Consider the following 24022-nt stretch of genomic DNA (forward strand, 5'->3'; position numbering starts at 1 on the left):
GCTTATGATTTGAAGGGTTTCATTCCCGAGCGGGCCAGTTCATCGGCCCGCTCGTTTTCCGGGTGACCGGCATGGCCCTTGACCCATTTCCACGTGACCTTGTGCCGGGCCTGCGCGGTATCGAGCCTCTGCCACAGCTCGGCGTTGGCCACCGGCTTTTTCGCCGCGTTCTTCCAGCCATTCTTTTTCCAGCCGTGAATCCAACTGGTGATGCCGTTCTTGACGTAGTTGCTGTCGGTCACGATGGTTAGCTGGCTGGGCCTTTCGAGCACCTCGAGCGCGTTGATCGCGGCCAACAGTTCCATGCGGTTGTTGGTGGTCGCGGCCTCGCCGCCCTTGAGCTCGCGTTCCTTGACGATCTGGTCACCGTCCATCGCGCGCATGAGAACACCCCAGCCGCCCGGACCGGGATTTCCGGAGCAGGCCCCGTCTGTATAGGCAAAAAGTTCAGGCATGGGCAGAGATCGCGATCCATCCGGCATAGGTTTCGTCGAGCCCCTTGGAGCGGCCCGCTTCGGAGGCGGTGCAGGTGAACCCCGCGAATTCGAGAAGCCCGGTCAGCTCGGGGCCGGTGAAATAGGTATAGAGCCGGTCGAGCCGGTCGCGTTTCGCTTCGGTCCCGGTCTTGACGGCGATGTGAAAACGCCCGCCGGTTTTCAGCGCGCGGTGGATCGCGGCGAGGTGGCGCGGCATATCCTCACGCGCGGCGTGGAGCAGGCTGAAATTGGCCCAGACGCCGTCGTAGATGTCTTCGTCCGAGAGATCGTCGAAGGTTTCGCAGCGCGCCTCGACTCCGGAGTAGGCGCTGGCGAGTTCGACCATTTCCGGCACCGCGTCCACTGCCGTGACCTTGAAGCCCGCTCGCGCCATTGCCGCGGCTTCCTTGCCGGGGCCGCAACCAAGGTCGAGCACATGCCCGCCCGGGGGAAGGTCGGCCATGAAACCGGCAAGCTGCGGGGCTTCGTATTCGTTGGTCATGGCACTGTAATCGGACGCCTTGCGCGCATAGACGTCGAGGGTTCTTTGATCGCTCATAGAAATACTCCAACAGCGAGGCAGGCGATGACGACGGCCGTAAGCAGCAGGCGCAGGGGCATCCACCAGCGCGGGGCCAGACCCCACGAGGCAAAGGCCATGTCGAGCAGCAGCAACCCGGCAAAGCCGAAAATCAGGTTGAGTCCGGCGCTGACAGGGCCGCCGCCGGTCATGAAAAAGGCCCAGAGTGCGGGGATCACCGACAGCACATAGCCAATGGCAGCACGGGCGCCGCTGGTCTTGGAGGCAAAGCCCCAGAGCACTCCGGACATGAAGCTGAGGATAACCGCGCCATAGGCGAGCTGGATGTATGGCCCGACAAATCGCGGCCCCAGCGCCGAGGCGCCCCAGTTGGCAAGACCGGCATTCAGATAGGTCAGCGCGCCCCAGACAAAGGGGATCAGCCCGGCAAGGCCAAGCAGCAGGGCGGTCGTGGGAACGTTTCTCATGCCGGGACGCGGAGCACGCGGGGAACTTTGAATTCCACGTTTTCGATGGCGGTTTCAACCATTTCCACGGTTACGTCGAACCGGGTACCGAGCGCGTCGATCACCTCGTTGACCAAGGTTTCGGGGGCCGAGGCGCCGGCGGTCAGGCCAAGGGTCGAGATGCCCTCGATGGCGCGCCAGTCGATGTCCGTGGCGCGCTGGACAAGCTGCGAATAGCCGCAGCCGTTGCGGGCGGCGACTTCGACCAGACGCTTGGAATTGGAGGAGTTCGGGGCACCGACCACCAGCATCGCCTCGGCACGCGGGGCGATGGCCTTGACCGCTTCCTGCCGGTTGGTGGTCGCGTAGCAGATGTCTTCCTTGTGCGGGCCGACGATGGACGGGAACCGGGCCTTGAGCGCGGCGACGATTTCGGCGGTATCGTCGATGCTGAGCGTGGTCTGGGTGACATAGGCGATCTGTTCGGGATCGCGCACCTCGACGCGGGCCACATCGTCCACTGTTTCGACAAGCAACACGTCACCCGCGGGGAGCTGGCCCATGGTGCCGATGGTTTCGGGGTGGCCCTCATGGCCGATCATGATCATCTGGAGCCCGTTCTCGGCGTGGCGCTGGGCCTCGATATGAACCTTGGAGACCAGCGGGCAGGTGGCGTCCACGTAGATCATCTCGCGCCGGGCGGCTTCGGCCGGAACGGCCCTCGGGACACCATGGGCGGAAAAGATCACCGGGCGGTCGTCGGGGCAGTCTTCGAGTTCCTCGACAAAAACCGCGCCCTTGGCCTTGAGATCGTCGACCACGTATTTGTTATGGACGATTTCGTGCCGGACGTAGACAGGGGCACCCCATTTGTCGATGGCCATCTCGACGATCTTGATGGCGCGATCGACCCCGGCGCAAAAGCCACGGGGAGCAGCAAGATAGAGAGTGAGAGGCGGTTTCGTCATCGGGTTCTCCTTGGCAACAGGGGTAAACCGGCAGAGCGGCGTCGTCCACCACCTGCGTCGGAGAATAATTGGTGTCCCCAAACCCGTTTCGCGTCGAACCGGGGTTCAACGCGAAACGCTGCCATTCTGGCTGCGACGGGCTATGGATATGGCGTGGCTGATACGGTGCCGGGTGAGTTGCCGGTTCCGGGGTGGCCAGACCTTTACTTACTTTGCGCCTGCGGCTGCGACACGGGTCGCTTCTTCGGGCGTTTCGCGCGGCGGACGTCCTATGACATCGCGCAGCTCTTCGAGTTCGATGAAGTTGTCGGCCTGACGACGCAGGTCATCGGAAATCATCGGGGGCTGGCTGCGGATCGTGGAAACCACGGAGACGCGCACGCCCTGACGCTGGAGGCTTTCGACCAGCGGACGGAAGTCGCCATCGCCGGAGAAGAGCACGATATGGTCGACCCGCGGTGCGAGTTCCATCGCGTCGACTGCCAGTTCGATATCCATGTTGCCTTTGACCTTACGGCGTCCGAGGCTGTCGGTGTATTCCTTGGCCGGTTTTGTCACCATGGAAAAACCATTGTAATGCAACCAGTCGACAAGGGGGCGGATCGGGGAATATTCATCGTTCTCGAGCAGTGCGGTATAATAAAACGCACGCAGCATTTTGCCTCGCCGCATAAATTCCTGACGAAGCAATTTATAGTCGATATCAAAACCCAGAGCCTTGGCCGCTGCGTAAAGATTCGAACCATCGATGAACAGCGCGAGCCGTTCGTCTTTGTAAAACATCAAGTTGTCCTTCCGGTAATCCGCCCCACCTTGGAGTTCCGTGAGTGAGTGCTAAAATCGGCGAAGCGGTCCTAATAAAATAAGAAAACTATGTCTGACCGCAAGGGTAAAGACATCATGAACGGGTGACAGAAATGAACGGATTCCGGTCAGTTTCCTGCGTTGCGCTCGGCGGCAACCTGCCATTTGGGGAAATGAATCCCTCGATGACGCTGGTCAGCGCGGTCGAGCGGCTGGCCAATCGAGGCGTAATGATTCGCGCAGTAAGCAGGTTTTTCGCGACGCCGTGTTTTCCGGCTGGCGCGGGGCCAGATTTTGTTAACGCTGTTATTCTTATTGAATCTAAGTTTCCGGCAGAAGGATTGTTGAATCAATTACATGCGGTGGAAAACGACTTTCGTCGCGAAAGGCGGGACCGCTGGGGCGCTCGAACTGTCGACCTTGATCTGCTGTTCGTGGGGCAGAATGTCGCGCCTGACGTGAAATCGCATCAGGTGTGGCGGGATCTCCCTTTGGAAATGCAGCAAAAAAACGCGCCTGATCAACTGATCCTGCCGCATCCAAGGATGCAGGACCGGGCCTTTGTCCTTGTTCCCATGATGGATCTCTGTCCGGACTGGCGCCATCCCGTCCTCGACGCCACCGTGCGCGAGATGGCGGCTGACCTGCCGGAAGCGGATCGCGAGGCCGTCCGGCCCCTTTAAAACCAAGCGTGCGGGCAGCGGAGAACCCGCATTCGTGAAGCTTATCGCCTTGTGTTCCAGCGCGTTCCGTCCTAGATACGCTATCTCTGTACAGACAAATTGCGAAGCTGGAGATTATACAATGGCCCGCGTGACGGTTGAAGACTGCGTAGACAAGGTTCCGAACCGGTTCGAACTGGTGATGCTCGCAGCCCATCGGGCGCGTGAGATCTCGGCAGGGTCCGCCGTGACCGTGGATCGTGACAACGACAAGAACCCTGTCGTGTCCCTGCGTGAAATCGCGGATGAAACCCAGCGTGCAGACGACCTGCGCGAGCGCCTGATCGAAAGCAACCAGAGCCAGATCGAGGTCGACGAACCCGAAGAGGATTCGATGGCGTTGCTGATGGGGGCCGAGGCCGACAAGCCGGCGGATGACGATATGTCCGAGGAAAAACTGCTTCGGGCTCTTATGGAAGCGCAAGGCCAGGGCTGAGCGGCGTTAGGATGCGGGGCAGATGATTTCAGCAGACGATCTGATCGAGCTGGTCCGCAACTACAATCCCAAGACAAACGTACAACGGCTGCGGGACGCCTATGCCTATGGGGCGTCCATGCACGAAGGGCAGTTCCGGCATTCGGGCGAGCCCTATTTCAGCCATCCTGTTTCGGTTGCCGCGATCCTGACGGAACAGCGGCTGGATGATGCGACGATCATCACCGCACTGCTTCATGACACGATCGAGGACACCAAGGCGTCCTATGGCGAGGTCGCGCAGAAATTCGGCGACGAGGTGGCCGGACTGGTCGATGGCGTCACCAAGCTGACGAACCTGCAGCTTTCGAGCGTCGAGACCAAGCAGGCCGAGAATTTCCGCAAGCTTTTCATGGCGATGTCCAAGGACCTGCGGGTCATCCTCGTCAAGCTGGCCGACCGGTTGCACAACATGCGCACGATCAAGTCGATGCGCCCCGACAAGCAGCTGCAAAAGGCGCGCGAAACCATGGACATTTTCGCCCCGCTGGCCGGGCGCATGGGGATGCAGTGGATGCGCGAAGAGCTTGAGGATCTGTCGTTCAGGGTGCTGAATCCGGAAGGGCGGCAATCGATCATCCGCCGGTTCATCACCTTGCAGCGGGAATCCGGTGACGTAATTCCCCGTATCACCCGCGATATGCGCAACGAGCTGGAGAAGGCAGGGATCGAAGCCGAAGTGTTCGGTCGCGCGAAAAAGCCCTATTCGATCTGGCGCAAGATGCAGGAAAAGAAGCAGGGGTTTTCCCGGCTCTCGGACATCTACGGGTTCCGGATCATCACGCTGGACGAGGAAGACGCCTATCGCGCGCTGGGCGCGATCCATCAGCGCTGGCGCGCGGTGCCGGGACGGTTCAAGGATTACATCAGCCAGCCGAAAAGCAACGGCTATCGCTCGATCCACACCACCGTGTCGGGCCGGGACGGCAAGCGGGTCGAGGTGCAGATCCGCACCCGGCAGATGCATGACGTGGCCGAAACCGGGGTGGCGGCGCACTGGTCCTACCGTGACGGGGTGCGCAGCGAGAACCCCTTTGCCGTCGATCCGGCGCGCTGGATTTCGTCGCTGACCGAGCAATTCGATGCCGAGGAGAATCACGAGGATTTCCTCGAGGCGGTCAAGCTCGAGATGTATTCCGACCAGGTGTTCTGTTTCACGCCCAAGGGCGATGTGATCAAGCTGCCGCGCGGGGCGACGCCGATTGATTACGCCTATGCGATTCATACCCGGATCGGCTCGGCCTGCGTCGGGGCCAAGGTGGACGGTATCCGCGTGCCGCTCTGGACAAGGCTCAAGAACGGGCAGTCGGTCGAGATCATTACCGCCGAGGGGCAGGTGCCGCAGGTCAGCTGGCTTGAGATCGCCACGACCGGCAAGGCGCGGACGGCGATCCGACGTGCGTTGCGCGAGGTCGACCGCGACCGGTTCGTGAAGCTCGGCAAGGAACTTGCGCGCGCGGCTTTCGAACATGTGGGGCGCAAGGCGACGGACAAGGTGCTTGAGACCGCGTCGAAACACCTGCGCATCGACGGGCGGCGCGAGCTGCTGGCGCGGCTGGGTAGCGCCGAGCTGACCTCGCACGACGTGGTGCAGGCGGTTTATCCCGACCTGATCCGCTCTGAGGACGATCAGATTTCACCGCGCCGCGCGGTCGTCGGTCTTGAGCCGGGGCAATCGTTTGAACGCGCCACCTGCTGTCAACCGCTGCCCGGCGAACGGATCGTGGGAATCACTTTTCGCGGCAGAGGTGTGGTCGTCCATGCGATTTACTGCGACAGGTTGAGCGAGTACGAAAACCAGCCGGAACGCTGGGTCGATCTGCAGTGGCAGGGCGGCACGCATCCGGCGGTTTATGGTGCGACCATTGATCTTACCATCGGCAATGATGCTGGTGTTTTGGGCCGCATCTGCACATTGATTGGGGAAAAGAAGGCAAATATCTCGAATCTTGTGTTTGTAGATCGAAAGCCCGACTTTTATCGCCTTATGATCGACGTGGAATTAAGGGACGCTGAACAACTTCACTCCTTAATGCTGACACTCGAAGCGGATAGCGATGTCGCTGCGGTTGAACGTTACCGCGAGAAAGCCCAGGTACCGGCCAGGGCCGGATAATTTTAACTCGGGATCAAGAAGGACGTCCCCTTGGTATTCAGACGCCGTGACCGACGCTCCGTTTTGCGCGCGACCTCGGACTTTCTGTATCCGCGTGGGGGCTGGACCCGTGCCGCTCTTTACGTCAAGCACCGGGTCCGCCGTCTGCCAGACACGCCAGAGCGCATCGCAAGGGGCATCGGCGCGGGCGTCTTCACGACTTTCACGCCGTTTTACGGGATGCATTTTATCGTGGCGGCCATCGTGGCCAAGCTGTGCCGGGGCAACATTCTTGCCGCGCTTATGGGCACGTTTTTCGGCAACCCGCTGACCTATGTGCCGATTGGTCTGATCTCGCTGAAGATGGGGCATTTCATCCTGGGGACGAACTTTGACGACCGGGCACATCGTTCCTTTGGTGGCAAGTTCGTCGACGCGGCGGATGACCTAAAGGACAACTTTTTTGCCCTGTTCACCGAGCGTACCGCTGACTGGCACGGGCTGAGCGTGTTCTACCACGAGGTCTTCTTTCCCTACCTGATTGGCGGGCTGCTACCGGGGATCGTGGCCGGGCTGGTGGCGGCCTACCTGTCGCTACCGCTGATCCGGGCCTACAAGAAGCGCCGCAAGGGCGCGATCAAGGCCAAGTTCGAGGCGATCAAGAAAAAGGCTGCCGCACAGCATGATCCGCGCGGGCAGGGCGTCGAGTAAGCCGGTTCACCTATGCTTGCCGCGCTTGTGAAGAGGTGTTCACCTTCTGCGCATGACTCACTAGTTTGGCCGCGAAATGACCATGAAGGAGTCGGCCATGACGCGGGAAAAGCTGCGCCTCGGGGTGAATATCGACCATGTTGCGACAGTGCGGAATGCAAGGGGCGGTGCCTATCCTGATCCGCTGCGCGCTGCGCGTATCGCGGAAGCCGCCGGGGCCGACGGAATTACCGCACACCTGCGCGAAGACAGGCGTCACATCAGCGATGCGGATATTGACGGGCTGATGGCGACGCTGAGCGTGCCGCTGAACTTTGAGATGGCCGCCACGCCCGAGATGCAGGCGATTGCCCTGCGACACAAGCCGCATGCGGTCTGCATCGTGCCGGAAAAACGCGAGGAACGGACGACCGAGGGTGGGCTGGAAGTCGCCCGTGAGGAAAACCGGCTGGCGCATTTCATTGCGCCGCTGCGCGAGGCCGGGTGCCGCGTGTCGATCTTTATCGCCGCTGATAAGCGCCAGATCGAGGCGGCGCATCGCATCGGGGCCGAGGTGATCGAACTGCATACCGGCGCCTATTGCGACGCGGATGCCGAGGGCCGGATCGAGCACCGCGACCGTGAACTTGAAGCGTTGCGCGAGATGTCCGCCTTTGCGCACTCATTGGGCCTTGAGGTGCACGCGGGACATGGTCTGACCTATGACACCGTCAAACCGATCGCCGCTTTCCCCGAGGTGCGCGAGCTGAACATCGGGCATTTCCTGATCGGCGAGGCGATCTTTCGCGGGCTGGAACCCGCCATTACCGAGATGCGCCGCCTGATGGACGAAGCGCGCGATGGCTGACCCGGCGCTGATCCTGCCGCTTTCGGCGGTGCTGACCGGCTGGATGGTGGCGGGCGGCAGCCCCGGTCCGGCAACGCTGGCGATCTCGGGCACCTCCATGCAACTCGGCCGCAGGGCAGGGGTGACCATCGCGCTGGGCGTACTGATGGGCTCGGCCACATGGGGCATCGCGGCGGCGCTCGGGTTTTCGGCGGTGATGGTCGCGAACGCGTGGCTCTTCGAAGTGCTGCGATATGCAGGGGCCGCGTATCTTATGTATCTGGCGGTGAAATCCTTGCGTTCGGCATGGCGCGGCGACCCGGTTGTGCCGGTGACGCCCGGGCGACAGAAGTCTCTCTTATACAAGGGGTTGCTGCTGCACCTGACTAATCCCAAAGCGATCCTGAGCTGGGGCGCGATCTATGCCATCGCGCTGGCACCGGATGCGGGAACGGCGTCGGTCTGGCGGCTGTTCCTGTCGCTGGTTTCGGCCTCGTCGGTGGTGTTCCTTGGCTATGCGCTGGTCTTTTCATGGCGTCCGGTGGCTCTGGGCTATGCGCGGGCCAAACGCTGGTTTGAACTGACATTCGCGGTGCTTTTCGGCGCGGCAAGCTTCAAGATCCTGACGGCGCGTCTGACATGATCATCGGAATCGGCACGGATCTTGCCAATATCGACCGAATCTCGGCCACGCTCGAGCGGTTCGGCGACCGGTTCCGCAACCGCGTCTTTACCGATATCGAGCAGGCCAAGGCGGAACGTCGCGCGGATACGCCCGGCACCTATGCGAAACGCTGGGCGGCGAAAGAAGCCTGTTCCAAGGCGCTGGGCACCGGGCTGCGCATGGGCATCGCGTGGAAGGACATGTCGGTCAAGAACCTGCGCACCGGCCAGCCGGTGATGGAGGTAACAGGCTGGGCCAAGTCGCGGCTTGAGGAACTGACCCCGCCAGGGCACGAGGCCATCATCCATGTCACGCTGACCGACGATCACCCTTGGGCGCAGGCGATGGTGGTAATCGAAGCAAGGCCCCTGCCGGAAAAGGCCGGATCTTGAGCATACCTGTCCGCCTTGTCCGGATCAAAGGGCAGACATCGGTACCCCCCGGCGTTTCCGGCCCGTTCCCGGCGCTACCATGTAACGCAGGGACGGGCTTTGCCTTGACACCGGCGGGGCGCAGCCGCATGTAGCCCGCGAACCTTATCGAGCCCCGGAGAGCCGAATGGCCAGCAAAGAGAAGTCAGGAAATTCCGTCATCGAGACGATCAAGACCATCGTCTATGCGCTGCTCATCGCCGGGATTTTCCGTACCCTGTTCTTCCAGCCGTTCTGGATTCCGTCAGGGTCGATGAAAGAGACATTGCTGATCGGCGATTTCCTCTTCGTGAACAAGATGGCCTATGGCTATTCCTATGCCTCCTGTCCGAGCGTGAAGATCCCCCAGATCGGGATCAACATTGACGCCGAGGATATCTGCGGCTGGATGAAGGGCGACAATGACCGCATCTTCGGTGGCGAACCCGAACGGGGAGACGTGGTCGTGTTCCGTCACCCGGTCAACGGCAGCGATTTCATCAAGCGCCTGGTCGGGCTGCCCGGCGACCGGATCCAGGTGAAAGATGGCGTGCTGATTATCAACGATACCCCGGTCGAGCTGAAGGCTGACGGTGATTTCGAAGAGATCATGGAACGTCAGGGTCCCGAAGGCTCGCCCCCGCGCTGCGAAAACGCGCCGGTCGGCATGGGCGCTGTCTGCACCAAGTCGCGCCAGATCGAAACCCTGCCCAACGGTGTCAGCCACCCGATCCTGAATGTCGGCAACATGGGGCTGGACAACACTGGCATCTATACGGTGCCCGAAGGCCATTACTTCTTCATGGGTGACAACCGTGACAACTCCACCGACAGCCGTGTACCGCAGACCGCGGGAGGCGTCGGCTACGTACCTTATGAAAACCTGATCGGTCGCGCCGACCGGATCATGTTCTCCTCTGCCGGACGGTCGATGCTGTTCTTTTGGACATGGCGGGGTGACCGGTTCTTCAAGGGGATCGAGTGAAACTTTCGGCCGAACTGCGTGCCTTTGAGGGGCGGATCGGGCATCGGTTCACCAAGCCCGACTTGCTGATACGGGCACTGACTCACGGTTCGGTCTCTTCCCCCACGCGTGAGGATAACCAGCGTCTGGAATTCCTAGGCGACCGCGTGCTCGGGCTGGTCATGGCCAGCGCCCTGCTCGAACATGACAAGGGCGCGACCGAAGGCCAGCTGGCCCCGCGTTTTAACGCGCTGGTGCGCAAGGAAACCTGCGCCGATGTGGCGCGTGAGGTGGGCCTTGGCGAGGTGCTGAAACTGGGCCGATCGGAGATGCTTTCCGGTGGTCGACGCAAACAGGCACTGCTGGGCGATGCCATCGAGGCGGTGATTGCGGCGGTCTATCGCGATGCGGGTTTCGATGCGGCGCGGGACATGATCCTGCGGCTCTGGGGCAATCGCATCACAAATGTCGAGGAAGACGCCCGCGACGCCAAGACCTCTTTGCAGGAATGGGCACAGGCGCGGGGCGATACCCCGCCAACCTACACGCAGATCTCGCGCGACGGCCCCGATCATGCCCCGGTTTTTACCATTGCTGCGCGGCTTAGCGACGGCACCGAGGCCCGCGCCAGCGCCGGATCCAAGCGGCAGGCCGAGCAGGCCGCCGCCGCCGCACTGATGACCAAGCTCGACAAGGGCTGAGCAAGGCTTGCCAGTGGCCGGGGAATGCGGGCAATCTGGGGTCAGCCGGATGCGCTGACCATTCCGGTGGATTGCCCAAGGAAAGTATGTTGCGATGAACCAGATGTCCCCGCCCGATCTCGTCTCCGAGTCGCTGGCCGATGGTGTGCTGACGCTGACTCTCGGGGGCGGTAAGGCCCACCCGCTGTCTCTCGGCATGATTGCGGCCTTGCACCGCAGCATCCACCGCGCCTCAGAGGACACGTCGGTCCGGGTCGTCGTGATCCACGGACCGGGTTCCATCTTCTGCGCCGGTCATGATCTCAAGGAAATCGCCCGCCACCGTGAGGATGGTGACAAGGGACGCGCCTATCTCGAACAGCTTTTCAACAGCTGCGGTGCGATGATGAAGGCCGTCACGCTCTGCCCGAAACCCACCATCGCGGCGGTCGAAGGAGTTGCGACGGCGGGCGGTTTGCAGTTGGTCGCGGCCTGCGACCTCGCCTTTGCATCGGACGCCTCGCGTTACTGCCTGCCGGGCGTCAACAACGGCGGTTTTTGCACGACCCCGGCCGTTGCGGTCGCGCGGGTGATCGGGCGCAAACAGGTGATGGAAATGGCGCTTTCGGGCGAGATGTTCGATGCCGACTGGGCCCGCGCCACGGGGCTGATCAACCGCTCGATGCCGGCCGATGAGCTTCTGCCTTTTGTCAACGACTTCGCTGCCCGGCTCGCCACCCGCCATCAGCCCGCTATCGCGGCGGGCAAGCAGACGCTCCACCGCCAGCTCGAAATGCCGCTGGAACTGGCCTATGTGCATGCGACTTCGGTGATGATCGACCATTTCATGGATCCGGAACGGATCGAGAAGGAACCCAAGCGGTAGAAGGCGCTGGCGTAGCACGTGTTTCTCCGGTAACGCCGACGCTTCGAGAGAAAAGGATCACATGATGAGCACACGCGCGGGATTTGTCGCCCTGATCGGAGAGCCCAACGCGGGCAAGTCCACTCTGCTCAATCGCATGGTCGGGGCCAAGGTTTCCATTGTCACCCATAAGGTGCAGACGACCCGCGCCCGTATTCGCGGCGTCGCCATGGAGGGCGACACGCAGATCGTGTTCGTCGACACGCCGGGCCTCTTCAAACCGCGCCGCAGGCTCGACCGCGCGATGGTCGCCGCCGCCTGGGGCGGGGCCGCCGATGCCGACGTTGTCGTCCTCATGGTCGAGGCACATCGAGGTATCACCGAGGGCGTCGAGAGCATTCTCGAAGGCCTTGCCGACATCGGTCAGGGCCGTACCGTCGCGCTTGCCATCAACAAGATCGACCGGGTGGCGTCCGAAACCCTGCTCGGCCTGACCAAAGCCCTGAACGACCGCTACGCATTCGCCGAAACCTTCATGATCTCGGCGGAAAAGGGCCACGGCGTCGATGCCCTGCGCCAATGGCTCGCGCAGCAGCTTCCCGAAGGCCCGTGGCTTTACCCCGAAGACCAGATCGCCGATCTGCCCATGCGGATGATCGCCGCCGAAATGACCCGTGAAAAGCTCACCTTGCGCCTGCATCAGGAACTGCCCTACCAGATGACGGTGGAAACCGAGAACTGGGAAGACCGCAAGGACGGCAGCGCAAAAATCGATCAGGTCATTTACGTCGTCCGCGACGGCCACAAGGGCATCGTGCTCGGCCACAAGGGCGAAACCGTCAAATCCGTCGGCAAAGCCGCCCGTGAAGAGCTCGAGGAATTCCTGGGCCGAAAGGTGCACCTCTTCCTGCAGGTCAAGGTGCGCCCAAACTGGCTCGAGGAATCGGAACGCTACTCGGAAATGGGCCTCGATTTCAAAGACGGAGCCTGATCGTATGACCGGCCTTTTCCTCTTGCCGAAAATACTCCCGCCGGAGGCATCCGCGCCCTCGACGGGCGCAGGCGCAGCGAAGGCATGACACGACTTGCCGCCGAATTCTGGGTGCAGGCCTATCTCACACGGCTGCGCCTGAATGATATCCCCGCTTTCGTGGTGGCGCGGGGCGATGACACGGCGGGGGCGGTTCTTGTCAAGCTCAACACGCTCGACGGGCAGGCCCGTGCGTTCCAGCGCAGCTTCGATTTGATGACCGGTGCGCGGAATTGGGCCGTCCTTACTGAGGGGCAAGAACCAGAGGTTGACGCGGCGATTGCCCGCCAACGGGGCTTCGATCCCGACCTCTGGGTGATCGAGGTCGAGGACCGGGCGGGCCGCCATCTGCTCGACGAACCGGGGCTGGCGGACTGAGATGGACTGGCGCGATCATGGCATACTCCTTGGTCAACGCCGCCACGGCGAGACCTCTGCCATCATCGAAGTCTTCACCCGCGACCATGGCCGTCATGCGGGGATCGTGCGCGGCGGCACCAGCCGCAAGATCGCGCCGATCCTGCAACCGGGCGCCCAGCTCGACGTGACATGGCGCGCCCGGCTCGAAGATCACATGGGCAGCTTCACCGTCGAACCGATGCGCAGCCGCGCGGCGGCGGCCATGTCCGGGCGTCTGGCGCTGGCCGGTCTCAACGCGGTCTGTGCGCTGCTGCGCTTTTGCCTGCCCGAACGCGAAGCGCATCATGCGCTCTACCAGCGCAGTGAGCAGCTTCTCGACCTGCTGGGGCAGGACGACATCTGGCCGCTCGCCTATCTGAAATGGGAAATGGCCCTGCTCGAGGAAATGGGGTTTGGTCTCGACCTGAGCGCCTGCGCCGCCACCGGCACCAATGAGGAGCTGATCTATGTCTCGCCCCGCTCGGGCAAGGCCGTGTCGCGGCAGGGGGCGGGGGAATGGACCGACCGCATGCTGCCCCTGCCTGATTTCCTTGGCATGGGGGCGGACATCACCGATGCGGGCATTGCCGAGGGGTATCGCATGACGGGGTATTTCCTCGAAAACAAGCTCGCCCCGGCGCTGGGGCACAAACCTCTGCCCGAGGCGCGCGCCCGTTTCACTGAATTGTTCACCCGGCTTTCGAATCTTTGATGCGCCCCGGCTCTGATGGGCACGCTCTGGCACGCATCAGGTCCGGGGCGGTCGGCTGTCAGTGCGCCATCATCTCGGCCGCGATTTCCTTGCCATCGAGGGCAGAGGGGTAATAGGTCGGCCAGTTGGTGACTTCTTCAAGCAACGCGGCGCGGTCATCGCCCCAGTAGAGGTGATAGTGATCCGACTTGGCCGGGGCCACGCGGTGATCGCTGAACTGGATGTAATCGGGGGCCGCTTCGTCGCCGGTTGTTTTCTCAAAGATGAAACGCACGCCGCGATTGCCCTTTTTATAGGTCAGGATCTCGTATCCGTCAGACTCGTAGACGCCGGTAACGGCCTCATCGCCGCGATGAAAAACGACCGTGTCGCCCTTGATTTCGATGCGGTCCACGTCCGTTTCGTAACCGACCGTGTAATAGGTCTTGTATTCATCGGCGCTTTTGTCCCCGTGTTCGGCCTTGTGGGCCATGACCTTGTCGAGCGTTCCATCCTCTAGCAACGGGAAGACCGACTGCCAGTCGCCGCCCCAATCCGAAAGCGCGCGGTCTTCGATCTGGTCGTCGTCGAAATATCCTTTGTAGATGTCGCGGTCGTGATCGTGGGAATGCGCGTGATCATGGGTATGAGCGCTGGTGTCCTTGGCCGCCTGTTCGGCCTGCGCCTGTATCGGCGCGAGCAGGAAAGCGGCCGTGGTAGCGACGGCGAGGTGACTGACAATGGTCTTTTGCATCGGGGTGCCTTCTTTTGTTCGTGATTCGTAATGTTATAACATTACAATTTCCGATTAGATGGTTCCGTGGGAAATGGCAAGAGCCTGCTGCCCAGTCGTTTGAGAGGGGTGGAGACGAAAACGGGCCGCGCGAATGCGCAGCCCGGTTCACTAGATTGGAAAGGTTCAGGCCAGAAGGCGTCGCGCGATGACCTGCGCCTGAATCTCGGCGGCCCCCTCAAAGATGTTCAGGATCCGGGCATCGCAGAGCACGCGCGAAATCTTGTATTCCAGCGCAAAGCCGTTGCCGCCGTGGATCTGCAACCCGTTATCGGCTGCCGCCCATGCGACCCGTGCGCCCAGCAGCTTGGCCATCCCGGCCTCAAGATCGCAGCGCCGCCCATGGTCCTTTTCCCATGCAGAGAAATAGGTGAGCTGGCGGGCGATCATGATTTCAACGGCCATCATCGCCAACTTGCCCGACACGCGGGGGAAATTGATCAGCGACTTGCCGAACTGTTTGCGGTCCTGCGCATATTGCATCGCGATATCCAGCGCCGATTGCGCCACGCCGATGGCGCGGGCGGCGGTCTGGATGCGGGCGGATTCAAAGGTCTCCATGAGCTGCTTAAAGCCCTTGCCTTCCTCGCCACCCAGAAGGTTTTCACCTTTGACGTGGAAATTGTCGAAGCCGAGCTCGTATTCCTTCATGCCGCGATAACCGAGTACCTCGATCTCTCCGCCGGTCATGCCTTCGGTCGGGAAGGGGGCTTCGTCCGTGCCAGGGGTCTTTTCGGCAAGGAACATCGACAGGCCGCGGTGATCGGTGGTGTCGGGATCGGTGCGGGCCAGCAGGGTCATGACATGGGTCCGCGCCGCATGGGTGATCCATGTCTTGTTGCCGGTCACGCGGTAATCGTCGCCATCCTTGATCGCGCGGGTCCGCAGCGAGCCGAGGTCCGATCCGGTGTTCGGTTCGGTAAAGACGGCGGTAGGGAGGATCTCTCCGCTGGCGATCTTGGGCAGCCACTGGGCCTTTTGATCGTCGGTGCCACCGCAGAGGATCAGCTCGGCCGCGATCTCGGACCGGGTACCAAGCGAACCGACACCGATATAGCCGCGCGAGAGTTCCTCGGAGACAACAACCATCGACGCCTTGGAGAGGCCGAAACCGCCATGATCCTCGGGAATGGTCAGGCCGAAGACGCCCATTTCTGCCAGTTCGCCGATGACTTCCATCGGGATCAGCTCGTCCTTGAGGTGCCAGTCATGGGCGTGCGGTTCGACCTTGTCGACCACATAGCGGCGGAACTGTTCGCGGATCATCTCGAGCTCTTCATCAAGGCCCGAGGCGCCCATTGTGATATTTGCCGATTGCTCCTGCATCAACTCGACCAGACGCGAGCGTGCAGCCTGCGTGTTGCCGGACTGGGTGAGGGTCATCACCGCATCGGACATCAGCCCGCGCATGTCGTCCTGCGACAGGCCGATATCCTGAAGCCGCAGGATTTCGCCCTGGCTCATCGGGATGCCGCCATAGATCTGCCAAAGGTATTCGCCGAAAGCGATCTGGTGGATGATTTGCTCGATCTCGCCGAACTTGCCCTCGGCTGACAGCTTTTCTGCCCAGGCTTGCATCTGGCGCAGGCTTTCAGTGTAGGTGGCAAGCCATGCCAGCCCGTGCGCGGCGGTCTGGTTTGCTTCGATCAGCTTGGCGGAAACCTTGCCATCCACGCTTACCACGTTCCGCAGCACGGCTTTCGCCCGCTCGAGAATGTCTTCGACAGGGGCGACCGCAGCGCCGGTCAGCGACAGAAGATCGGGAAGAAGAATATCGGCGGCGCTTGAAATGTCCTGGCCATCATGGGGCATGAATCGGCTCCTTTGCTGGTGTTGCTTGGTCCTAATCACTTTGCAGGTGCAGCGCAACAATAATACGCCCGCATACGCCTGCGTGTTCAAAAATTGCGCGCGCATTTTGGCCGTGCACTTAACTTGGCAAATGGTATGAGTGCGAAATGAACATAATTTTCGAATTGCTGACCCCCGCCAGCTTCACTCTTGCCCTTGCCGTGGTGCTTGTGGCGGGGACCGTGAAGGGCATGGTGGGCTTTGCCATGCCGATGATCATGATCTCGGGGCTTGGTATTTTCCTGCCGCCCGAGATCGCGCTTGCCGGGTTGATCCTGCCAACGGTCGCGACGAACGGGTTTCAGGCGCTGCGCCATGGCCGGGCGGCGGCGGTGGAATCGATCAAGCGGTTCCGGGTTTTCCTGCTGGTTGGCCTCGTGTTCCTTCTGGCCAGCGCTCAGCTTGTCCGGTTTCTCGATCCGCAGACGATGCTGTTGATGCTCGGCGTGCCGGTTTCGATCTTTGCGCTTATCCAGCTTTTCGGGGTGCGCATGACGCTTGCCGAGCCAAGCCAGAAGATCGAGGCCGGGGTCGGGGCCTTTGCGGGGTTCATCGGTGGCATGTCCGGGGTCTGGGGGCCGCCCACGGTGCTGTACCTGACCGCGCTGAACACGCCCAAGGCCGACCAGATGCGGGTGCAGGGGGTGATTTACGGCATGGGGGCGGTTGCGCTTGTGATCGCGCATCTTGGCTCCGGCGTGCTTAACCGCGAGAGCATTCCGTTTTCGGCCCTTCTGATCCTGCCCGCGCTGACCGGCATGTGGATCGGCGGCAAATTGCAGGACCGGATCGACCAGACGACCTTTCGCAAGATTACCCTTGCGGTTTTGCTGGTTGCGGGGCTGAACCTCGTGCGCCGTGGTCTGGGTCTTTAATCAGGCGCCCATGTAACCTTCGCAGCCGCCGGCGATCTGTGGGAGTTCTTCGGCCGGGACAACTTGAAACGGCACACGATAAAGCATTTCGCCGTTGTGATAGGCCGAGAGAATCCATTCGCCCGGCACCATCTCTTCCATCAGGTCAAAGCTGTAGGCATTGATCGACGGGCCTTCGCCGCCCAGCACGGTTACGTATCGTTGGGCGTTCTGACCCGAGGCGGAAAAGGGCGGGTGGATCAGTTCGATGAGCACGGGCGACAGGACGTCATCGCTGTGCGTCTGCGTGCGCACGCCAAAGGAAATGCCCGGCGCGGCGGGGATCACCCGCGTTTCCCAACGGATCTCCGGTGTCTCGGGCAGAAGGTCGATTTTCTGAGCATGTGTTTCGGGTGCGGGGACCTCGCCGACAGACATTAGCTTGCAGAATGCGCCGAACTTGATCGAGAGGACCTCGGAATCGAAACTCGGGCCGTCTTCGGCGGCTTGGGCAGGCAGGGCCAGCAGTATCAGGGCGGCGGCTAGAAAACGCATGCATTCACGTGACGCCCGCACCGGGGTGATGTCAAGCGCAGGGAGGATCACCAAAACGCAAAACGCCTCCCGTAAGGGAGGCGTCTGTCAATTCGAGGCAGGTCTTAGCCGATGGCGCAGGCTTTTACGTCATCGTCGATATAGGGCACATATTGCTCGAAGTTGTCGGCAAACATCTGCACCAGCTTGGCGGCCTGCTTGTCGTATCCTTCGGGGTTGCCCCAAGTGCGGCGCGGGTCGAGCAGAACCTGCGGCACGCCCGGCACGTCGACGGGCACGTCAAAGCCGAAATTCGGATCCTTGCGGAATTCTGCGGTGGCGAGCGAACCGTCCAGCGCGGCGGTCAGCAGCGAACGGGTGGCCTTGATGGGCATCCGGTTGCCGGTGCCATAGGCGCCGCCGGTCCAGCCGGTGTTCACCAGCCAGCAGGTCGCGCCGTGCTGGGCGATCTTTTCGCGCAGCAGGTTGCCATAGACCTCGGGGCGGCGCGGCATGAAGGGGGCACCGAAGCAGGTCGAGAAAGTCGGCTCGGGCTCGGTCACGCCGCGCTCGGTTCCGGCCACTTTGGAGGTGAAACCCGAGAGGAAGTGATACATCGCCTGCGCCGGGGTCAGTCGCGCGATCGGGGGCAGAACGCCGAAAGCGTCGCAGGTCAGCATGATGATGTTCTTGGGGTGCCCGCCTAGCGCCGTCTTGGATGCGTTCGAGATATATTCGAGCGGGTAGGCGCAGCGCATGTTCGCGGTCAGGCTGTCATCCTCGAAATCGAGCTCAAAGGTCTCCTCGTCGAAGATCATGTTTTCGATGACGGTGCCGAACTTGCTGGTGGTCGCGTAGATTTCGGGCTCGGCCTCGGGGCTGAGCGAAATCGTCTTGGCATAGCAGCCGCCCTCGAAGTTGAAGGTGCCGCGGTCGGACCAGCCGTGTTCGTCATCACCGATCAGCGTGCGGTCCGGGTCGGCCGAAAGCGTGGTCTTGCCGGTGCCGGAAAGGCCAAAGAAAACGGCGGTGTCGACCGGGTTGCCGGTCGCATGGTTTGCCGAGCAGTGCATCGGCATGATGCCTTTTTCCGGCAGCAGGTAGTTCAGCAGGGTGAAAACCGATTTCTTGTTTTCGCCCGCGTATTCCGTGCCACCTATGAGGATCACCTTTTTGTCGAAGTTCATCGCGATCACGGTGTCGGAGCGGCAGTTGTGCTTTTCCGGGTTCGCCTTGAAGCTCGGGCAGTTGATCACGGTGTAATCGGCCACGAATTCGTCGAGGTCGGCGCGGTCGGGGCGGCGCAGCATGTGGCGGATGAAGAGACCGTGCCAGGCCAGTTCGGTGATCATCCGCACATCGATCGAGTTCGCCGGATCGGCGCCACCGACCAGATCCTGAACAAAGTAGTCCTTGCCCTTCATGTGTTCGAGCATGTCCGCGTAAAGCGCGTCGAACCCTTCGGGCGACATCTCGGCGTTGTTTTCCCACCAGACCTTGTCCGCCACCGAATCGGTTTTGACGACATGTTTGTCCTTGGGGGAACGACCGGTGAATTTGCCGGTGCTGACCAGAAAGGCGCCGCCGTTGCCAAGCGAACCTTCGCCGCGCTTGAGCGCGGCTTCGACAAGCGCAGGCTCCATCAGGTTGTAATAGACATTGCCGAGACCTTCGATACCTTGGTCTTCAAGCTGGAAATTCGGGTTTACCCGTCCTGATGTCATCGTGTTGTCTCCTTTGGCGGCACTGGCCCAATTCCGACACCAAACAACGTGTCGTAAAGGCCTCTTAACATGACGGTTTAATCCATGAACAGAAGGGTTTGGCTGAGTTAGCGCAACCAAGGCGAGGTTTAGCGCAACCAAGAATTTCGGTACCGACAATCATGCGCTATCTATGCGACAATTCAGCCAATCATAATGTTTTTTTGCACTAATCGCATTCAAAGGATGTGATGATTCGTAGTTAAGGATTGATTCGGTTGGGCAAAGCGGCAATGTATGCGGAAAAAAACAGTATATAATGGGCAGAATAGGGGCGCTTTATGTCTAAGATAGCATTGGTGGATGATGACAGGAATATTCTGACATCCGTGTCCATGACACTCGAAGCAGAAGGCTTCGAAGTCGAAACTTACAATGACGGTCAGGCGGCGCTAGATGCGTTCAACAAGAACCTGCCCGACATGGCCGTGCTCGACATCAAGATGCCGCGCATGGATGGGATGGATCTGCTGCAGCGCCTCCGCCAGAAAAGCCAGATGCCGGTGATCTTCCTGACCTCGAAAGACGACGAGATCGACGAGGTGCTTGGCCTCCGCATGGGCGCGGACGACTACGTCAAGAAACCCTTTTCTCAGCGCCTTTTGGTTGAACGTATTCGTGCCCTTCTGCGCCGTCAGGACGCGGTTGAGGGCGACGCGACCGGCACCGGCCCCGAGGCCAAGGTTATGGAGCGCGGACATCTGCGCATGGATCCGCTGCGCCATTCGGTGAGCTGGAAAGGCAAGGACGTCTCTCTCACGGTGACCGAATTCCTGTTGCTGCAGGCGCTGGCCCAGCGGCCCGGTTTCGTGAAATCCCGCGATCAGCTGATGGACGTGGCCTATGACGATCAGGTCTATGTCGACGACCGTACGATTGACAGCCATATCAAGCGCTTGCGCAAAAAGATGCGCAGTGCCGACGATGAGTTCTCGGCCATCGAGACTCTTTACGGCATCGGTTATCGCTACAACGAAGAATAAGCAGCTCGGATGAGCATCGCCGGAAGGACATTCGTGCGCGACGCAGGCACCACGCCGAACCATCGCAGGGGCGATGTTGTGCTGGGGGACGATTGGGTCGCCCCGAACAACAATGTTGCCGAAGAACTGCGGGTCAAGCGCGCCCGGCGTAACCTTCTGTCGTTGAAGGGGTCGCCCCTGACGCGTAAGATCGTAATGTTCAACCTGATCGCGTTGATCATCCTCGTCGCCGGCATTCTTTATCTCAACGAGACCCGCGAAAGTCTTATCGTGCAGCGCGCCAATGCGCTTGCCGGGGAAACCGGGCTTGTCGCGAATGTGTTCGAGGCCCGTATCGGGGAACTTGATCAGGCCTCTTTCGCGCGCCGCAACGATCCTGTGGTCCAGCAGACGCTGGAACTTCTCAGCCTTCGCAACGGGGTAGAGGTGCTGGTTTTCGATATCTCCGGTCGGCTGGTGGGCCGCACAAAGGGATCGGACCAGAGCGCAACGCTCACCGCGCTTACCCAGGAATCCGCTTCGCGGACGGTGCTGACGGACGGTCTGTCGAAACTCTGGAATGCGGCTACTTCGATTTTCGCACCGAATGAGGTTGCCGACATCCGCAGCCTTGAAGACCAGCTGCGCGAGGCGGTGCAGCCCACGGTAGAAAACGGCATGATGGTGGAAACCGGGCTTGATACGGTCGGCGGCACGGTTCTGTCGGCGATGGCGCCGATCATGCATGAGGGCAGCGCCATTGGCGTCGTCGCGATGGCCAGCCGTTCAGGTGAAATCGATGCGCTTGTGCGCAGCGGACGCGAACGTGTGCTGCAGATGTTCCTTATCGCGATCCTCGTTTCCATCGGCCTGAGCCTTGTGCTGGCGTCGACCATCGCGAACCCGCTTGCCGACCTGGCGGAGGCGGCCGAGCTTGACCGCGACCGCAATGCCCGCGCGATGTCACCGGGCCGCGTGCGAATCCCCGATCTGTCGGAACGCCCGGATGAAATCGGGCGCCTGTCGCGGGCGCTGCGCGGCATGGTGTCGGCGCTTTACAACCGGATCGACGGCAACGAGCAGTTCGCGGCCGACGTGTCCCATGAGATCAAGAACCCGCTGGCAAGCCTGCAATCCGCCGTCGGCACGCTGCGCATGGTCAAGCGTGACGACCAGCGCGAAAAGCTGCTGGATGTGATCGAGCATGACGTGCGCCGGCTTGACCGGCTGGTCAGCGATATCTCCAACGCTTCCCGGCTTGATGCCGAACTGGTCAAGGAAGAAGAAGAACCTTTCGATCTCCTGTCGATGCTAACCAACCTCAACCAGTATCTGGGCGAGGATGCAAAGGCGAAGGGCGTCGATTACATCACCGATCTGCCGTCCGGACCCATCGTCATTCAGGGTCTCGAGGCGCGTCTGGCGCAGGTTTTCGTCAACCTGATCACCAATGCGATTTCTTTCTGCGAGGAAGGCGACGCGATCCGTGTGTGGGTGCGCAAACGCGAAAACCGGGTGCTGGTCGTGGTCGAGGATACCGGCCCCGGTATTCCCGATCAGGCGCTGAGCAAGGTGTTCAAGCGGTTCTACTCTCAGCGGCCCGAAGAGCATTTCGGCAATAACTCGGGTCTTGGTCTGGCGATTTCGAAACAGATCGTCGAGGCGCATGGCGGGGTGATCTGGGCCGAGAATATCCGGCCGACGCAGGCCGACATCACGTCTGACCCGCTGGGCGCACGCTTTGTCGTGGGCCTGCCGGTCTGATCCGCCCGCTCCGCGATGGAGCGCCCATCCGATGCCATCATTCACGCTTCCTGCGTGGCCTGGAATGACCGGGCGTTACTGATCCTCGGGGCGTCGGGGGCCGGTAAATCGGGCCTTGCCCTGCAGTTGATGGCCTGCGGTTGCAAGCTCGTCGCGGATGACCGGACGGCGCTCTCCTCCTCCCCTCCGGACCTGATCGCCTCTTGCCCCGACCCGATCCGCGGCCTGATCGAGGCACGGGGTATCGGTCTCTTGCATGCCGAGACTCTGGTGCAGGCCCGGGTTGCTTGGGCTTTGGATCTTGATCACGAAGAAACGGAACGCCTGCCTCACAATCGAAAAATTGATCTGCTGGGGCACTCTGTCCCCTTGCTTCACGCGGTCAAATCGCCTCACTTTGCCGCGTCCGTGCTGCAACTCCTGAAGGCCGGACGACAGGAAGATAACCCATGCTGACGCAGCCGCAGCCATCGAAACTGGTTCTGGTCACCGGGCCCTCGGGCGCCGGACGGTCCACGTCTATCAACGTGCTCGAAGATCTCGGATTCGAGGCCATTGACAACCTGCCGCTGGGCCTTGTGCCGCGCTTGCTCGAAGGTCCGGGAGCGGATCGTCCCTTGGCGCTGGGCATCGACGCGCGCAATCGTGATTTCTCGACCTCGGGTCTGCTGGATGTGATCGATGCGCTCGCCGCGCGGCGCGAAATCGACCTGACCGTTCTGTATCTCGACTGCCAGCCCGACGTGCTGCTGCGCCGGTTCTCGGAAACGCGGCGTCGTCACCCGCTGGCCCCCGCGGAAAGTCCCGACATTGGCGTTGCGCGGGAAATGGACCTGCTGGCACCAGTTCGCGAGCGGGCGGATACGCTCGTCGATACCTCCGAATTCAACGTGCATGAACTGCGGGCGGAGATCGCCCGTCTCTTTGCACCCAACGAAAAGCGTGAACTGGCGCTATCCATCCATTCATTTTCCTACAAGCGTGGCCTGCCGCGCGGGATCGACATGGTTTTCGACTGCCGGTTCCTGAACAATCCCTATTGGCAGCCCGATCTCCGCGGGCTCGATGGGCGATCCGCACGGGTTGCGGACTATGTTGCGAATGACCCGAGGTTCGAACCCTTCTTTGAAAAGGTGCTGGACCTTACAAAAATGCTTCTCCCTGCCTATGTAGATGAGGGCAAATCGCATTTGTCGATTGCCTTTGGCTGCACGGGCGGGCAACACCGCTCTGTCGCCCTTGCGGAAAGCCTCGCCAAGGCTCTTGCAGAGGGGGGGCAGCAAGTGTCAATTAGGCATCGCGAGCTCGACCAGGGCCGCTTGGCGACTGAGAGTAAGGTTTGATCGGTATCGTAATCGTGGCGCATGGTGGGTTGGCCAAGGAGTATCTGGCCGCCATCGAGCATGTCGTGGGCAAGCAGCCCGGCATGATCGCTGTCTCTATCGAAGCGGACCACGACCGGGACGCCAAGCAGCAGGAAATCTGCGCTGCGGCGGATGCGGTGGACGTGGGTGACGGTGTTGTGATGGTCACCGATCTGTTCGGCGGTTCGCCCTCCAACCTGAGCCTGCTGGCCTGCCGCCCTGTCAATCGCCGGATCCTGTACGGCGCGAACCTGCCGATGCTGCTGAAACTGGCCAAAAGTCGCCAGTTGCCCGTAGGCGATGCGGTGCGTATCGCAATGGATGCCGGGCGCAAATACATCAACACGCAAAATGTCAGTCCCGAATAAAG

Annotated in this window: 28 protein-coding genes; 19 read left to right on the forward strand and 9 right to left on the reverse strand. The window is 61.3% G+C overall.

What is annotated here, in order from left to right; genetic code table 11:
- Positions 1–2 precede the first annotated feature (2 nt).
- From rnhA to ACU0FH_RS05130, 5 genes are all read right to left on the reverse strand, one after another.
- Positions 3–455 (reverse strand): ribonuclease HI, encoded by a 453-nt coding sequence (gene rnhA, locus ACU0FH_RS05110; RefSeq protein ID WP_446193648.1) that lies wholly within the window; start codon positions 453–455, stop codon positions 3–5.
- Entirely contained in the window at positions 448–1035 is a 588-nt protein-coding gene (locus tag ACU0FH_RS05115) for a class I SAM-dependent methyltransferase (protein ID WP_446193649.1), read from the reverse strand. The genes rnhA and ACU0FH_RS05115 overlap by 8 nt, the downstream gene beginning before the upstream one ends.
- Positions 1032–1484: a DUF3429 domain-containing protein gene (locus ACU0FH_RS05120; protein WP_238371588.1), complete on the reverse strand. Its 453-nt coding sequence runs from the start codon at positions 1482–1484 to the stop codon at positions 1032–1034. Before ACU0FH_RS05120 ends, ACU0FH_RS05115 begins: the two co-directional genes overlap by 4 nt.
- Positions 1481–2431: a 4-hydroxy-3-methylbut-2-enyl diphosphate reductase gene (gene ispH, locus ACU0FH_RS05125; RefSeq protein ID WP_446193650.1), complete on the reverse strand. Its 951-nt coding sequence runs from the start codon at positions 2429–2431 to the stop codon at positions 1481–1483. The genes ACU0FH_RS05120 and ispH overlap by 4 nt, the downstream gene beginning before the upstream one ends.
- Before the next feature lie 207 nt (positions 2432–2638).
- Positions 2639–3214 carry a LabA-like NYN domain-containing protein gene (locus ACU0FH_RS05130; RefSeq protein WP_088633147.1) on the reverse strand — a complete coding sequence of 192 codons (576 nt, stop codon included), beginning with the start codon at positions 3212–3214 and terminating at the stop codon, positions 2639–2641.
- A 134-nt stretch (positions 3215–3348) separates the two neighbouring features.
- On the opposite strand from ACU0FH_RS05130, the gene folK reads away from it, so the two are divergent.
- The 13 genes from folK to recO all read left to right on the forward strand — a co-directional run bounded on the left by folK (position 3349) and on the right by recO (position 13788).
- Positions 3349–3918 (forward strand): 2-amino-4-hydroxy-6-hydroxymethyldihydropteridine diphosphokinase, encoded by a 570-nt coding sequence (folK, locus tag ACU0FH_RS05135; protein ID WP_446193651.1) that lies wholly within the window; start codon positions 3349–3351, stop codon positions 3916–3918.
- 121 nt (positions 3919–4039) lie between these two features.
- A complete protein-coding gene (gene rpoZ, locus ACU0FH_RS05140; RefSeq protein WP_088633149.1) occupies positions 4040–4393 on the forward strand; it encodes a DNA-directed RNA polymerase subunit omega in 354 nt (117 codons plus the stop codon).
- A gap of 22 nt (positions 4394–4415) precedes the next feature.
- Complete coding sequence (locus ACU0FH_RS05145) at positions 4416–6548, forward strand: RelA/SpoT family protein (protein ID WP_238371585.1); 2133 nt, start codon at positions 4416–4418, stop codon at positions 6546–6548.
- A gap of 30 nt (positions 6549–6578) precedes the next feature.
- Entirely contained in the window at positions 6579–7238 is a 660-nt protein-coding gene (locus ACU0FH_RS05150) for a DUF2062 domain-containing protein (RefSeq protein WP_446193652.1), read from the forward strand.
- A gap of 97 nt (positions 7239–7335) precedes the next feature.
- On the forward strand, positions 7336–8085 hold the full coding sequence (locus ACU0FH_RS05155) for a pyridoxine 5'-phosphate synthase (protein ID WP_446193653.1): 750 nt from the start codon (positions 7336–7338) through the stop codon (positions 8083–8085).
- Positions 8078–8707: a LysE family translocator gene (locus ACU0FH_RS05160; RefSeq protein WP_446193654.1), complete on the forward strand. Its 630-nt coding sequence runs from the start codon at positions 8078–8080 to the stop codon at positions 8705–8707. Before ACU0FH_RS05155 ends, ACU0FH_RS05160 begins: the two co-directional genes overlap by 8 nt.
- On the forward strand, positions 8704–9120 hold the full coding sequence (gene acpS, locus ACU0FH_RS05165) for a holo-ACP synthase (RefSeq protein ID WP_238371581.1): 417 nt from the start codon (positions 8704–8706) through the stop codon (positions 9118–9120). The genes ACU0FH_RS05160 and acpS overlap by 4 nt, the downstream gene beginning before the upstream one ends.
- A 166-nt stretch (positions 9121–9286) precedes the next feature.
- Positions 9287–10123 carry a signal peptidase I gene (gene lepB / locus ACU0FH_RS05170; RefSeq protein WP_446193655.1) on the forward strand — a complete coding sequence of 279 codons (837 nt, stop codon included), beginning with the start codon at positions 9287–9289 and terminating at the stop codon, positions 10121–10123.
- On the forward strand, positions 10120–10803 hold the full coding sequence (gene rnc, locus ACU0FH_RS05175) for a ribonuclease III (protein ID WP_446193656.1): 684 nt from the start codon (positions 10120–10122) through the stop codon (positions 10801–10803). Before lepB ends, rnc begins: the two co-directional genes overlap by 4 nt.
- A 94-nt stretch (positions 10804–10897) precedes the next feature.
- Positions 10898–11668 carry an enoyl-CoA hydratase-related protein gene (locus ACU0FH_RS05180; RefSeq protein ID WP_446193657.1) on the forward strand — a complete coding sequence of 257 codons (771 nt, stop codon included), beginning with the start codon at positions 10898–10900 and terminating at the stop codon, positions 11666–11668.
- A 64-nt stretch (positions 11669–11732) separates the two neighbouring features.
- Entirely contained in the window at positions 11733–12638 is a 906-nt protein-coding gene (gene era / locus ACU0FH_RS05185; RefSeq protein WP_446193658.1) for a GTPase Era, read from the forward strand.
- Between the two features lie 84 nt (positions 12639–12722).
- Complete coding sequence (locus ACU0FH_RS05190) at positions 12723–13055, forward strand: DUF1491 family protein (protein ID WP_446193659.1); 333 nt, start codon at positions 12723–12725, stop codon at positions 13053–13055.
- 1 nt (position 13056) lies between these two features.
- Positions 13057–13788: a DNA repair protein RecO gene (gene recO, locus ACU0FH_RS05195; RefSeq protein ID WP_446193660.1), complete on the forward strand. Its 732-nt coding sequence runs from the start codon at positions 13057–13059 to the stop codon at positions 13786–13788.
- Between the two features lie 58 nt (positions 13789–13846).
- On the opposite strand, the gene ACU0FH_RS05200 is transcribed toward recO, so the two are convergent.
- Positions 13847–14521 (reverse strand): metal-binding protein ZinT, encoded by a 675-nt coding sequence (locus ACU0FH_RS05200; protein WP_446193661.1) that lies wholly within the window; start codon positions 14519–14521, stop codon positions 13847–13849.
- A gap of 165 nt (positions 14522–14686) precedes the next feature.
- Entirely contained in the window at positions 14687–16372 is a 1686-nt protein-coding gene (locus ACU0FH_RS05205; RefSeq protein WP_446193662.1) for an acyl-CoA dehydrogenase family protein, read from the reverse strand.
- Between the two features lie 146 nt (positions 16373–16518).
- Between ACU0FH_RS05205 and ACU0FH_RS05210 the strand changes: the two genes are divergently transcribed.
- Positions 16519–17286, forward strand: a complete 768-nt coding sequence (locus ACU0FH_RS05210) for a sulfite exporter TauE/SafE family protein (RefSeq protein WP_446193663.1) — start codon at positions 16519–16521, stop codon at positions 17284–17286.
- On the opposite strand, the gene ACU0FH_RS05215 is transcribed toward ACU0FH_RS05210, so the two are convergent.
- Together ACU0FH_RS05215 and ACU0FH_RS05220 are read right to left on the reverse strand one after the other, a co-directional pair.
- Positions 17287–17820 carry a DUF3859 domain-containing protein gene (locus ACU0FH_RS05215; RefSeq protein ID WP_238371571.1) on the reverse strand — a complete coding sequence of 178 codons (534 nt, stop codon included), beginning with the start codon at positions 17818–17820 and terminating at the stop codon, positions 17287–17289. It lies immediately after the preceding gene.
- 104 nt (positions 17821–17924) lie between these two features.
- Complete coding sequence (locus ACU0FH_RS05220; RefSeq protein ID WP_446193664.1) at positions 17925–19523, reverse strand: phosphoenolpyruvate carboxykinase; 1599 nt, start codon at positions 19521–19523, stop codon at positions 17925–17927.
- Positions 19524–19843: 320 nt separating this feature from the next.
- Between ACU0FH_RS05220 and ACU0FH_RS05225 the strand changes: the two genes are divergently transcribed.
- The 5 genes from ACU0FH_RS05225 to ACU0FH_RS05245 are packed head-to-tail and all read left to right on the forward strand — an operon-like array spanning position 19844 to position 24020.
- Entirely contained in the window at positions 19844–20545 is a 702-nt protein-coding gene (locus ACU0FH_RS05225; protein WP_088633164.1) for a response regulator transcription factor, read from the forward strand.
- Positions 20546–20554: 9 nt separating this feature from the next.
- Positions 20555–22288 (forward strand): sensor N-terminal transmembrane domain-containing protein, encoded by a 1734-nt coding sequence (locus ACU0FH_RS05230; RefSeq protein ID WP_446193665.1) that lies wholly within the window; start codon positions 20555–20557, stop codon positions 22286–22288.
- A gap of 54 nt (positions 22289–22342) precedes the next feature.
- Positions 22343–22744, forward strand: coding sequence for an HPr kinase/phosphorylase (locus tag ACU0FH_RS05235; RefSeq protein ID WP_446193666.1), 402 nt, complete (start codon positions 22343–22345; stop codon positions 22742–22744).
- Positions 22738–23631 carry an RNase adapter RapZ gene (gene rapZ, locus ACU0FH_RS05240; protein WP_446193667.1) on the forward strand — a complete coding sequence of 298 codons (894 nt, stop codon included), beginning with the start codon at positions 22738–22740 and terminating at the stop codon, positions 23629–23631. Before ACU0FH_RS05235 ends, rapZ begins: the two co-directional genes overlap by 7 nt.
- Complete coding sequence (locus ACU0FH_RS05245) at positions 23628–24020, forward strand: PTS sugar transporter subunit IIA (protein ID WP_238371566.1); 393 nt, start codon at positions 23628–23630, stop codon at positions 24018–24020. The genes rapZ and ACU0FH_RS05245 overlap by 4 nt, the downstream gene beginning before the upstream one ends.
- The last annotated feature ends 2 nt before the right edge of the window (positions 24021–24022 follow it).

This window comes from Heliomarina sp., from assembly GCF_052826185.1.

Excerpts from the sequence above, each read along its gene's own strand:
- ACU0FH_RS05205 (WP_446193662.1), bottom strand. The coding sequence starts at position 16,372 with ATGCCCCATGATGGCCAGGACATTTCAAGCGCCGCCGATATTCTTCTT.
- ACU0FH_RS05120 (WP_238371588.1), bottom strand. The coding sequence starts at position 1,484 with ATGAGAAACGTTCCCACGACCGCCCTGCTGCTTGGCCTTGCCGGGCTG.
- ACU0FH_RS05155 (WP_446193653.1), top strand. The coding sequence starts at position 7,336 with ATGACGCGGGAAAAGCTGCGCCTCGGGGTGAATATCGACCATGTTGCG.
- rnhA (WP_446193648.1), bottom strand. The coding sequence starts at position 455 with ATGCCTGAACTTTTTGCCTATACAGACGGGGCCTGCTCCGGAAATCCC.
- ACU0FH_RS05190 (WP_446193659.1), top strand. The coding sequence starts at position 12,723 with ATGACACGACTTGCCGCCGAATTCTGGGTGCAGGCCTATCTCACACGG.
- ACU0FH_RS05200 (WP_446193661.1), bottom strand. The coding sequence starts at position 14,521 with ATGCAAAAGACCATTGTCAGTCACCTCGCCGTCGCTACCACGGCCGCT.
- ACU0FH_RS05225 (WP_088633164.1), top strand. The coding sequence starts at position 19,844 with ATGTCTAAGATAGCATTGGTGGATGATGACAGGAATATTCTGACATCC.
- rpoZ (WP_088633149.1), top strand. The coding sequence starts at position 4,040 with ATGGCCCGCGTGACGGTTGAAGACTGCGTAGACAAGGTTCCGAACCGG.
- ACU0FH_RS05215 (WP_238371571.1), bottom strand. The coding sequence starts at position 17,820 with ATGCGTTTTCTAGCCGCCGCCCTGATACTGCTGGCCCTGCCTGCCCAA.
- era (WP_446193658.1), top strand. The coding sequence starts at position 11,733 with ATGAGCACACGCGCGGGATTTGTCGCCCTGATCGGAGAGCCCAACGCG.
- ACU0FH_RS05210 (WP_446193663.1), top strand. The coding sequence starts at position 16,519 with ATGAACATAATTTTCGAATTGCTGACCCCCGCCAGCTTCACTCTTGCC.
- ACU0FH_RS05160 (WP_446193654.1), top strand. The coding sequence starts at position 8,078 with ATGGCTGACCCGGCGCTGATCCTGCCGCTTTCGGCGGTGCTGACCGGC.
- ACU0FH_RS05220 (WP_446193664.1), bottom strand. The coding sequence starts at position 19,523 with ATGACATCAGGACGGGTAAACCCGAATTTCCAGCTTGAAGACCAAGGT.
- ACU0FH_RS05145 (WP_238371585.1), top strand. The coding sequence starts at position 4,416 with ATGATTTCAGCAGACGATCTGATCGAGCTGGTCCGCAACTACAATCCC.
- ACU0FH_RS05130 (WP_088633147.1), bottom strand. The coding sequence starts at position 3,214 with ATGTTTTACAAAGACGAACGGCTCGCGCTGTTCATCGATGGTTCGAAT.
- ACU0FH_RS05115 (WP_446193649.1), bottom strand. The coding sequence starts at position 1,035 with ATGAGCGATCAAAGAACCCTCGACGTCTATGCGCGCAAGGCGTCCGAT.
- ACU0FH_RS05180 (WP_446193657.1), top strand. The coding sequence starts at position 10,898 with ATGAACCAGATGTCCCCGCCCGATCTCGTCTCCGAGTCGCTGGCCGAT.
- folK (WP_446193651.1), top strand. The coding sequence starts at position 3,349 with ATGAACGGATTCCGGTCAGTTTCCTGCGTTGCGCTCGGCGGCAACCTG.
- ispH (WP_446193650.1), bottom strand. The coding sequence starts at position 2,431 with ATGACGAAACCGCCTCTCACTCTCTATCTTGCTGCTCCCCGTGGCTTT.
- ACU0FH_RS05230 (WP_446193665.1), top strand. The coding sequence starts at position 20,555 with ATGAGCATCGCCGGAAGGACATTCGTGCGCGACGCAGGCACCACGCCG.
- rapZ (WP_446193667.1), top strand. The coding sequence starts at position 22,738 with ATGCTGACGCAGCCGCAGCCATCGAAACTGGTTCTGGTCACCGGGCCC.
- recO (WP_446193660.1), top strand. The coding sequence starts at position 13,057 with ATGGACTGGCGCGATCATGGCATACTCCTTGGTCAACGCCGCCACGGC.
- acpS (WP_238371581.1), top strand. The coding sequence starts at position 8,704 with ATGATCATCGGAATCGGCACGGATCTTGCCAATATCGACCGAATCTCG.
- lepB (WP_446193655.1), top strand. The coding sequence starts at position 9,287 with ATGGCCAGCAAAGAGAAGTCAGGAAATTCCGTCATCGAGACGATCAAG.